At 65.6% G+C, this 9223-nt stretch carries 9 protein-coding genes; 3 read left to right on the forward strand and 6 right to left on the reverse strand.

Annotated elements, in window-relative coordinates:
* Positions 1-199: 199 nt before the first annotated feature.
* From AC0L2J_RS25295 to cobS, 5 genes are read right to left on the reverse strand one after another with little or no spacing between them, the layout of a single operon-like run.
* Entirely contained in the window at positions 200-1261 is a 1062-nt protein-coding gene (locus AC0L2J_RS25295) for an esterase-like activity of phytase family protein (protein WP_473394881.1), read from the reverse strand.
* A complete protein-coding gene (cobT, locus tag AC0L2J_RS25300; protein WP_473394882.1) occupies positions 1258-3159 on the reverse strand; it encodes a cobaltochelatase subunit CobT in 1902 nt (633 codons plus the stop codon). Before cobT ends, AC0L2J_RS25295 begins: the two co-directional genes overlap by 4 nt.
* Positions 3160-3186: 27 nt before the next feature.
* Positions 3187-3687 carry a DUF29 domain-containing protein gene (locus AC0L2J_RS25305; protein ID WP_473394883.1) on the reverse strand — a complete coding sequence of 167 codons (501 nt, stop codon included), beginning with the start codon at positions 3685-3687 and terminating at the stop codon, positions 3187-3189.
* Between the two features lie 40 nt (positions 3688-3727).
* The gene (locus AC0L2J_RS25310) at positions 3728-4138 is read right to left on the reverse strand and encodes a GNAT family N-acetyltransferase (protein WP_473394884.1); all 411 of its coding nucleotides are present in this window, start codon (positions 4136-4138) and stop codon (positions 3728-3730) included.
* A gap of 12 nt (positions 4139-4150) precedes the next feature.
* On the reverse strand, positions 4151-5149 hold the full coding sequence (cobS, locus tag AC0L2J_RS25315; RefSeq protein WP_007599232.1) for a cobaltochelatase subunit CobS: 999 nt from the start codon (positions 5147-5149) through the stop codon (positions 4151-4153).
* Between the two features lie 309 nt (positions 5150-5458).
* Between cobS and AC0L2J_RS25320 the strand changes: the two genes are divergently transcribed.
* Positions 5459-6121: a DedA family protein gene (locus tag AC0L2J_RS25320; RefSeq protein WP_007604586.1), complete on the forward strand. Its 663-nt coding sequence runs from the start codon at positions 5459-5461 to the stop codon at positions 6119-6121.
* A 302-nt stretch (positions 6122-6423) separates the two neighbouring features.
* Positions 6424-6753 (forward strand): type II toxin-antitoxin system PemK/MazF family toxin, encoded by a 330-nt coding sequence (locus AC0L2J_RS25325; protein ID WP_063996544.1) that lies wholly within the window; start codon positions 6424-6426, stop codon positions 6751-6753.
* A gap of 48 nt (positions 6754-6801) precedes the next feature.
* On the opposite strand, the gene AC0L2J_RS25330 is transcribed toward AC0L2J_RS25325, so the two are convergent.
* The gene (locus tag AC0L2J_RS25330; RefSeq protein WP_007604584.1) at positions 6802-8022 is read right to left on the reverse strand and encodes a citrate/2-methylcitrate synthase; all 1221 of its coding nucleotides are present in this window, start codon (positions 8020-8022) and stop codon (positions 6802-6804) included.
* Between the two features lie 75 nt (positions 8023-8097).
* On the opposite strand from AC0L2J_RS25330, the gene AC0L2J_RS25335 reads away from it, so the two are divergent.
* Positions 8098-9192 carry a citrate synthase/methylcitrate synthase gene (locus AC0L2J_RS25335; RefSeq protein WP_473394885.1) on the forward strand — a complete coding sequence of 365 codons (1095 nt, stop codon included), beginning with the start codon at positions 8098-8100 and terminating at the stop codon, positions 9190-9192.
* Positions 9193-9223: the final 31 nt, after the last annotated feature.

The raw sequence follows: 9223 nt of genomic DNA on the forward strand, positions 1-9223 counted from the left end.
TCCGTAACGCCCCTCAGCTTCCACCCCCGCCAAATCTGGCCTAACCTCACGCGCGTCCAACTCCTCGCGGAGATCCGGGGGATGGAGGGCGGGAGTTGGGGAGATTGTAGTGAGCGATGCGCCGATTGCCAGCCGCGCGGGGGGAATGGCGGCCTGTTCGGCCACGCATTGCACCGCAGTCGGTGGCTTCTCGCCTCGCCTACTCCACCAGCGCGAACTGCAGCAGCAGCGTGCGCTGGAGCATCGAGAAATTGTCGTCGGACACCAGCGTCAGCACGGTCTCGCCGTCGGCGGTGAAATGGGCGTCGATGCCTTCCATGTTGTCGATCTCGTGACCGAGATCGGCCTTGAACAGCACGGGGCCGTCGACCAACGCACCAGGCGCGATCGATTTCAAGGGGATCGCGCGGATGCGGATGTCGACGCCGGTGAACCAGGAGAATTTGCGTTCGAGGATCAGGAGATCGCCCGAGGGCAGCAGCACGGCGTCGCTGATGAGCTGCTGGTCGGTGCGGCGAATGCTGAACTGGCCCGGCGTGGGGCCGCCGAGCAAAAATCCGATCAGATTGCCGTCGGCATCGAAGCCGCCCTCCGACAGCGCGATCAAGGTGCCCGCGAGCGGCTGGCCCTTGGAAACGAACACCAGCGCCTCGAGCCCTTTGTTATAGGGCAGTTTGCGCACCGCCGGCGGCGTCGGCAGCACCTCGCCGCGGGCGCGCGTGCCGCCCTTCGAAAAGTCGAACCGCATGATCTGGTTGACGCGCTCGAGCCCGACATAGACGAGGTCGCCGTCGCGCGCGAGCGCTTCGGTGTCGTACCACAGCCGCTTCTCCGTGATCGGCCGCCCCTCCGCATTGAGCACCGGCGCGGCCTCGACGTCGTCGAGACCGGTCATGCTCCGCCCGGAATAGCGGATGCGACCGGTGAACCATGTGCCCTGGTCGGACATCGCGAGGAAGCGCTCGCCTTTGCTGTCGAGGAAACGGAAGCCGGACAGGCCACCAAAACCGCGATGCGGCGAGGTCAGCACCAGGCCGCCGCGATAGTCCAGCGAACCGAAGCGCGTGCGCGCGCGGTCGCGCGGCTCGAAATGGGGAATCGGCCGCGCGTTGACCTCGATGCCGACAGGCGCGGCGATGGCGTGCTCGATCAGCGCCGGCTTCGGCGCGGGCTGTGCCTGCGCCAGGCGAGACAGTGCGAGAGTGGAAAATCCCGCCGCCGCGTGGCCGATAAAGCTGCGGCGGGATCGATGGTTGCTCACGAATGCAGTTTGCGGCGCGGGCGGTTGGCCGGCTGCGTCGGCGCGGTGTTGGTCTCGCTGAACAGTTCGGCGAGTTTTTCGGTGATGGCGCCGCCGAGCTCTTCGGCGTCCACGATCGTCACCGCGCGGCGATAATAGCGCGTCACGTCATGGCCGATGCCGATCGCGATCAGCTCGACCGGCGAGCGGGTCTCGATCTCCTCGATGATGTGGCGCAGGTGCCGTTCGAGGTAGTTGCCGGGGTTGACCGACAGCGTGGAATCGTCGACCGGCGCGCCGTCCGAGATCATCATCAGGATCTTGCGCTGCTCGGGCCGGCCGAGCAGGCGCTTGTGCGCCCAGTCGAGCGCCTCGCCGTCGATGTTCTCCTTCAACAGCCCCTCGCGCATCATCAGGCCGAGATTCTTCCGCGCACGGCGCCAGGGCGCGTCCGCCGATTTGTAGATGATGTGGCGGAGATCGTTGAGGCGGCCGGGACTGGCCGGCTTGCCGGCGGCAAGCCACGCCTCGCGCGATTGCCCGCCCTTCCAGGCGCGCGTGGTGAAGCCGAGAATCTCGACCTTGACGCCGCAACGCTCCAGCGTGCGGGCGAGGATGTCGGCGCAGGTCGCCGCGACCGTGATGGGCCTGCCGCGCATCGAGCCGGAATTGTCGAGCAGCAGCGTCACCACGGTGTCGCGGAACGTCGCCTCCTTCTCGTGCATGAAGGACAGCGGGTGATAGGGATCGGTCACCACGCGCGACAGCCGCGCGGGGTCCAGAATGCCCTCTTCGAGATCGAACTCCCAGGCGCGGTTCTGCTGCGCCATCAAGCGCCTCTGGAGCCGGTTGGCGAGACGGGCGACGATGCCCTGCAGATGCGCGAGCTGCTTGTCGAGATAGGCGCGCAGGCGCTCCAGCTCGTCATGGTCGCAGAGGTCCTCGGCGGCGATGACCTCGTCGAACTTGGGCGCGAAGGCGTGGTATTCCGGCCCGCGCGGCTCGTTCTTGCCGTGCGAATTCGGCCGCGTCGCCTCGCCCGGCGTCTCGTCGTCGCCGAGCTCGCCGTCGTCGAAGGTGTCGGAGGTCGAGGCCTGCGCGCTTTCCATCGCGCTCTCGCTCATCTCCTCGCTCGACGCCTGGGCCTGGTCGGCGCTCATCTCCTGCGCGGCGTCGGAATCGGGCGAGCCCTCGGCACCGGACTGATCGTTGTCGCCGTCCTGGTTCTCGTCGTTCTCGTCATTGTCTTCGCTGTCGGCGCTGCGCTCGTCGCCGATCTCGAGCGCCGTCAGGAGATCATGCACGGCATCGCCGAACCTGGTCTGGTCCTCGACGAGGGTATCGAGCCGGTCGAGCCGCCTGCCGATCTTGTCTTCGAGGATGGGACGCCAGAGATCGACCATCTTCTTGGCGGCCGTCGGCGGCGCCATGCCGGTCAGGCGCTCGCGCACCAGCATCGCCAGCGCGTCGGCGAGCGGCGCGTCGGCCCGGTCGGTGATCTCGTCGAACTTGCCGCGATGGAAATGGTCGTCGAGCATCGCAGTGAGGTTTTTGGCAACGCCCGCCATGCGCCGCGCACCGATCGCCTCGACACGGGCCTGCTCCACCGCCTCGAACACGCCACGCGCCTGCGGATTGCCCGGCATCAGCTTGCGATGCACCTTCGGATCGTGACAGGCGAGCTTGAGCGCGATCGAATCGGCATGGCCGCGCACGATCGCGGCATCGCGCCTGGTCATTTTTCGCGCGGGTTCGGGGAGCCGCGCCTTGCCCGGCGCGAGCCCTGGACGCTCGGCGGCGAAGCTGACGTCGAGCTCGGGGGCCTTGGCGATCGCCTTCAGGCAGGAGGCCACCGAGCGCTTGAACGGCTCGGTCGGGGCTTCCTTGGTGTTGCGGAACTTGGAGTTGGAGGTGGTCATGGGATCGGCCGAAGCTCCAGCATCATGTTACTCTTCCGGCGACCGGAGATCTTCAAATTCGATGACGCGCATCGTGATCTCGGACCAGTCATAGGGACAGGGTTTCGGGAAAAGCTTCTTGGCGATCCCGGTCTCAGCCGCGGCGTCATCACGTGCATCCTCGTAACCCTCTTCGGTCGCCTCGGGAATGCGCGACTTGAGGCTTGGGTTCTTGCGCAGGACACGCGCGATGCGTTTTCGCTGCTCGTGCACGGTGTTGACCCAGCTTCGCGATCGATGCGTCGGCTGATGGTCCCATTTCAGAAGGTGCATCATCAAGATGCCCAACGCGCTTTCCAGCTTGTCGTATTGATCGTGCCCCACGTCAGCCAGTTCCTCAGCGATATTCCGTGCATCGACTTCGGTTAGACGGCCGGCCTTCAGCAGCGCGATCTGAGCTTCAGCCCAGCCATAAAGATCGTCCTCGTAGCGGGCGGACACGGCGGATGGTTCTTTCGGCCCGGAGCGGACTTTGCTGGTCGTGCTCATCGCAATCGCTTTCTTTGCAGAATCCAATGCTGCCAATCGATCAAAGCGCCTTCTTGAATCGAAACCAAGTCATTCCGGCTTCGGGGAAATCATCGACTTGCCCGTAGGCGGTATAGCCGTTCATCCTGTAGAAGGCCGGCGCCTGGAACGAATAGGTGTCGACCAGAGCGCCAACCGCACCCCTTTTCTTCGATTCGGCTTCTGCCGCGCGAAGCAACGAGGTGCCAAAGCCGCGGCGCCGGTATTGGTCCTCAACCCACAGAAGAGTGAAGACCATCCATTGGCCCACACCTTCGGCAACCAGGCCGCCCCGAGCAGCTTCATTCTCCCTGACCGTCACCGCAAATGATTTCGGCAGGCTGCCCGTCTGATGCTGCCGATTGAAGGCCTCGAGACCCGCCGCGACGAATTTTTTCGTCGCGCCGTAAGTCGTCTCGATTCGGACTTCCACCGTCTCGAACTCTCAGCTGAGCGCCACGTTCACCGCCGATTCCGGCAGCTCCGCGTTGAAGCAGCGCTGGTAGAACTCGGCGACGAGGGGACGTTCGAGCTCGTCGCACTTGTTGAGGAAGGTGACCCGGAACGCAAATCCGATGTCGCTGAAAATGTCGGCGTTTTCCGCCCAGGTGATCACCGTGCGCGGGCTCATCACCGTCGACAGATCGCCATTGGCGAAGGCGTTGCGGGTGAGGTCGGCGAGGCGAACCATCTTGTTGACGATGTCGCGGCCCTCCGTGGTGCGATAGTGCTTGGCCTTGGCCAGCACGATCTCCACTTCCTCGTCATGGCTGAGATAGTTCAGCGTGGTGACGATCGACCAGCGGTCCATCTGGCCCTGGTTGATTTGCTGGGTCCCGTGATAGAGGCCCGAGGTGTCGCCGAGGCCGACGGTGTTGGCGGTCGAGAACATGCGGAATGCCGGATGCGGCTTGATCACCTTGTTCTGGTCGAGCAGCGTCAGGCGGCCGGAGACTTCCAGCACGCGCTGGATCACGAACATCACGTCCGGGCGGCCGGCGTCGTATTCGTCGAACACCAGCGCGACGTTATGCTGGAGCGCCCAGGGCAGAATGCCGTCGCGGAATTCGGTGACCTGCTTGCCGTCGCGGACCACGATCGAGTCCTTGCCGACGAGGTCGATACGGCTGATGTGGCTGTCGAGGTTGACGCGCACGCAGGGCCAGTTCAGCCGCGCGGCGACCTGCTCGATATGGGTGGATTTGCCGGTGCCGTGATAGCCCGTGACCATGACCCGGCGGTTGTGCGCGAAGCCGGCGAGAATGGCGAGCGTGGTGGCGCGATCGAAGCGGTAATCGGAATCGACTTCGGGGACGTGAGGATCGACTTCGGAATAAGCGGGGACTTCGAGATCACTGTCGATCCCGAACACCTGGCGCACCGACACCTTCATGTCGGGCAAACCGGAAACTTCCTCAACTTTGGACATCGCGGCGGTCGTCATCAATCCTCCGAGGTCCCGGGCGATCCCGAGACCAGTTATTGCACGTTGGCTGCGGCTGGGTGCGATCGCGAACCTATCAGAGACAACGTGCGGGCAGAAGCCCGCCCCCCAATCAAAGTTCCGTTGTCTTTTCATTTAGATAGGCAAGGAACGCGATTTTTGGAAGGCTGCCCTGCGAATCACGCCTGAATTTCGTGCCAAGGGCGCGGTCCTGCCCACGCGGGTGGCACTTTTACCGCCGCTCGTTACTTATGTAGGGTTCGAACCCAAGGCCCCATCCCCAAGGCCCAATCCCACCACAGAGACGACGTGACGTCCTTTCTCGATCCCCTCATTGCATTCGTCTCGGCCCATGCGTGGCTGGCCTATCTGACCCTGTTCCTGGCGGCCCTGCTGGAGGCGGTTCCAGTGGTGGGGTCGGTCATCCCCGGCTCGACCATCATCCTGGCGCTGAGCGCCCTGGTCCCGGGCGGCGAACTCAGGCTGCAATGGGTGTTGCTGGCGGCGGCGTTCGGCGCAGTGCTCGGCGATGGTTCGGCCTACTGGATCGGTCACCGGCAGCAACGGGAGATCCTCAACACCTGGCCGCTGACCAATTATCCGCGCGTGGTCGAGCAGAGCGAGAATTTCTTCCACCGCTTCGGCACCTGGGCGGTGTTCTTCGCCCGCTTCGTGCCGCCGATCCGTGCCTTCGTCCCGGTCACGGCGGGCGCGCTGGGCATGCCCCCGGCCCGCTTCTACGCCATCAACATCCCGGCGATCCTGGTCTGGGCGCCGGCGCATGTGCTGCCGGGTGTTCTGGCGGTGTCGGCCCTGCACGAATATGCCGGGTTGCACCACCATGGACATGTCGGCAAGCACATCTGGATCCTGACCGTGGTCGGCATCTCGATCGTTCTGGGCCTGGCGGTCTGGATCTATCGCCGCCGGAACGGTGGCGGTGTGGCGGTGGCGAAGCCGCGGGGGTGGTAGCGTCGAGCGGCGCACTGCGGTTTTGGGACCTCGCAACACGGCGGCCCTTGCCTCCCCAGCCGTAACGCGTTACATTGTAACGCGTTACATGGGACCGCTTCCGATGACTGCACCCGCTGAGCGAATGAAAATGATGCGGCAGCGGAGGCGCGTCCGGGGATTGCGCGAACTGCGCCTCGTCGTAGCTGATGCGCGCTCGCGATCAGTTCGACGACGGGTGGCGAAGCAGGTAGCCGGCCTCGATCCCGATCGCGAGCGCAGCGCGCTGCAGTGGATTGAGTCGGTCTCCGAGTTTGATGCAGATGCAACGCGGTGACGTGGTGACCGTCGCTGCAACGGGCGACTATGGCAAACCCCGCCCAGCGGTGATCGTGCAGAGCGACGCTTTCCCTGAAACTCATGCCTCCGTAGTGATCTGCCAGTTGACTTCCGAACTGGCGGACGCCCCGGATTTTCGCGTGACGATCGAGCCGACCCGCGAGAATGGATTACGACTGAGATCGCAGGCGATGGCTGACAAGCCGATCACCGTGAGACGCGAACGGATCGGACAGAAGATCGGGCGTCTCGGCAGCCAGGACATGGCTCGGCTCGGGATTGCTTTGGCGTTCGTGATGGGGCTTGCGGATTGATCAGGCACCCGAGCACGGGCTTTCGCCAAGACGACCGCAGCAGCGCTCCTAGCTAGCAGCGCCTCCCCTCCGCCCCGGCGCCGGTCCCACATACCTGGCCCGCGGCCTGATCAGCTTGCCGAACTGCAATTGCTCGCTGGCATGTGCGATCCAGCCGACGCTGCGGGCCATGGCGAACAGCGCGAGCTCGCTTCCGGCCGGCAGGCGCAACGCATGCACGAGCACGGCGAGCGCGTAGTCGATGTTGACGAGCTCGCCGGTCGCCTCCGCGATCCGCTCCGGCACCTCCTTGGTGAATTTGCGGGGTGCGCCTGCGCGGGCCAAGGCATTCAGGAGCGACTGCGCGCGCCGATCGCCCCGCTTGTAGACACCGTGACCGAAGCCGGCAAAGCGTTCGCCGAGCGCGACACGCTCGCGCACCATTGGCTCGACGTCACGATCCACCAACGCTTTGACGAGCTGCGAGGCGAGCACGCCGGCGCCGCCGTGCTTCGGTCCCTTCAGCGCGGCGAGGCCGGCGATGACGGAATCATAAAGATTGAGGCCGGTCGAGGCCGCGCAGCGCGCCGTGAAGGTGGACGCGTTCAATTCATGCTCGGCGAGCAGAACCAGCGCGCGGCGGATGAGATCGGCCGCATGCTTGTTGTCGGGCGCCCAGGCCCTCGCGATCTGCTGGTGCAGCGGCTCGGCTGACGGCTCCGTATTGAGCATGGTCGCGACCAGAAGCCGGACGATGCGCGCACCGACCATCGCACGTCCATCATGCGCGCGGGTGAAGGCGCGGGGATCGGCGCTCGATGCGAGCGCCAGCACGGCAATGGCGCGATCAATCGGCGCGGCGCGGCGCGCGGCCTGCGCGATCAGGCGCATCTCATCGGACACCGCGGGACAATTGCCGGGCGCAAAGGGATCGACGCCGGAGACGTCCCACAGAAGCGTTGCCGTGTGCTCCAGCGTGTCGTGCTCGGCGAGATCGACGCAATTGACGCCGCGATAGATCGCGCCGTCCTCGGTGATGGTGGAGATCTCCGTGTCCATGACCGGCAGATCGGCATCGAAGCTGCGCAGGCCGCGCGGCTCCGGCGACGGCACCCGGCGCTCCTTCAGCGCCCGGACGTCCTCGGCGCGATAGCGGTTCTTGCGCGAGTCCGGCGTCGGCTCGGAGCGGACCAGCCCGCGGCTGACATAGGCGTAGAGCGTGGCCGGCGAGATCGCGAGCTCGGCGGCGGCTTCCCGGGCGGAGAGGTAGAGACCTTCCGAATTTTTCATATTGATTGATGTAATCAAGATTGATCAATCTGTCGAGAGGACCGACCTTTGGCTGGTGCAAAGGAGATTTGGGCCATGAACATCCACCTCACCAAAAGCCAGATCGGACTGGACGGCGTTCCCGCAGCCGAAACCGTGCTGAGCCATGTCGACGGCGAGCGCGGCGAGTTGATCATCGCCGGCGAGCATGTCGGCCGACTGGCAAGCCAGTCGAGCTTTGAAGGCGTCACCGCCCGGCTCTGGAACGGCGCCAGCATGACCACGCTGAGCGAAGCCAATGTGCGCGCGAGCCTGGGCTCCGCACGCGAGCGTGCCTTCGCGCGGCTGGATGAGTTGCTGCCGGCAGCCCGCGGCATGGGCGTCGTCGACGGGTTTCGCGCGGCGGTCGCGGGCCTTCGCGCCGAGCACGGCCTCGCCCATGAGGCGACGATCGTCGGCGCATTCCCTGTGATTGCAGGCGCGCTCGTCCGCCGCGCCAGGGGTCTCGATCCCGTGGCGCCCGATCCGAACGTGAGCCATGCCGCCGATACGCTTCGCATGCTGCACGGGCGCGCGCCTGAACCACGCGAGGTCACGGCGCTGGACGCCTATCTCGTCACGGCCAGCGACCACGGCATGAACGCCTCGACCTTCACCGCGCGCGTGGTGGCCTCGACGCAGGCTGACCTGTTTGCCGCCGTCACCGCCGGCTATTGCGCGCTGACGGGTCCGCTGCATGGCGGCGCGCCGGAGCCGGTGCTGGAAATGCTCGACGCGATCGGCTCGCGCGAGCGCATCCAGCCCTGGGTGGACGCAGCACTCGCCCGCGGCGAGCGGATGATGGGTTTTGGCCACCGCGTCTATCGCGTGCGCGACCCCCGCGCCGACGTGCTCAAGACCGCGATCGAGGCGCTGGCCTCGGACGGCGCCGACCTGCCGTTTGCCGGCGAGGTCGAGGCCTATATCCGCAGCGCGCTGCGCAAGAAGAATCCGGACCGGCCGCTGGAGACCAATGTGGAGTTCTTCACCGCGATCCTGCTCGATGCGCTGGCGATTCCGAGGCAGGCTTTTACGCCGATCTTCGCGGTGGCGCGCGCCGCCGGTTGGACGGCGCATGCGCGCGAGCAGCAGCGGACGGGACGGCTGATCCGGCCGAGCTCGTCATATGTGGGGGCGATGCCGAAGGCGTGAGCGAAGTGCGTAGCCCGGATGGAGCGAAGCG

This window comes from Bradyrhizobium sp. MV1.5 (genome assembly GCF_055807615.1).

Coding starts and splice junctions, on each gene's coding strand:
- cobT (WP_473394882.1), bottom strand. CDS start 3,159: ATGACCACCTCCAACTCCAAGTTCCGCAACACCAAGGAAGCCCCGACC.
- AC0L2J_RS25305 (WP_473394883.1), bottom strand. CDS start 3,687: ATGAGCACGACCAGCAAAGTCCGCTCCGGGCCGAAAGAACCATCCGCC.
- cobS (WP_007599232.1), bottom strand. CDS start 5,149: ATGACGACCGCCGCGATGTCCAAAGTTGAGGAAGTTTCCGGTTTGCCC.
- AC0L2J_RS25325 (WP_063996544.1), top strand. CDS start 6,424: ATGCAACGCGGTGACGTGGTGACCGTCGCTGCAACGGGCGACTATGGC.
- AC0L2J_RS25330 (WP_007604584.1), bottom strand. CDS start 8,022: ATGAAAAATTCGGAAGGTCTCTACCTCTCCGCCCGGGAAGCCGCCGCC.
- AC0L2J_RS25335 (WP_473394885.1), top strand. CDS start 8,098: ATGAACATCCACCTCACCAAAAGCCAGATCGGACTGGACGGCGTTCCC.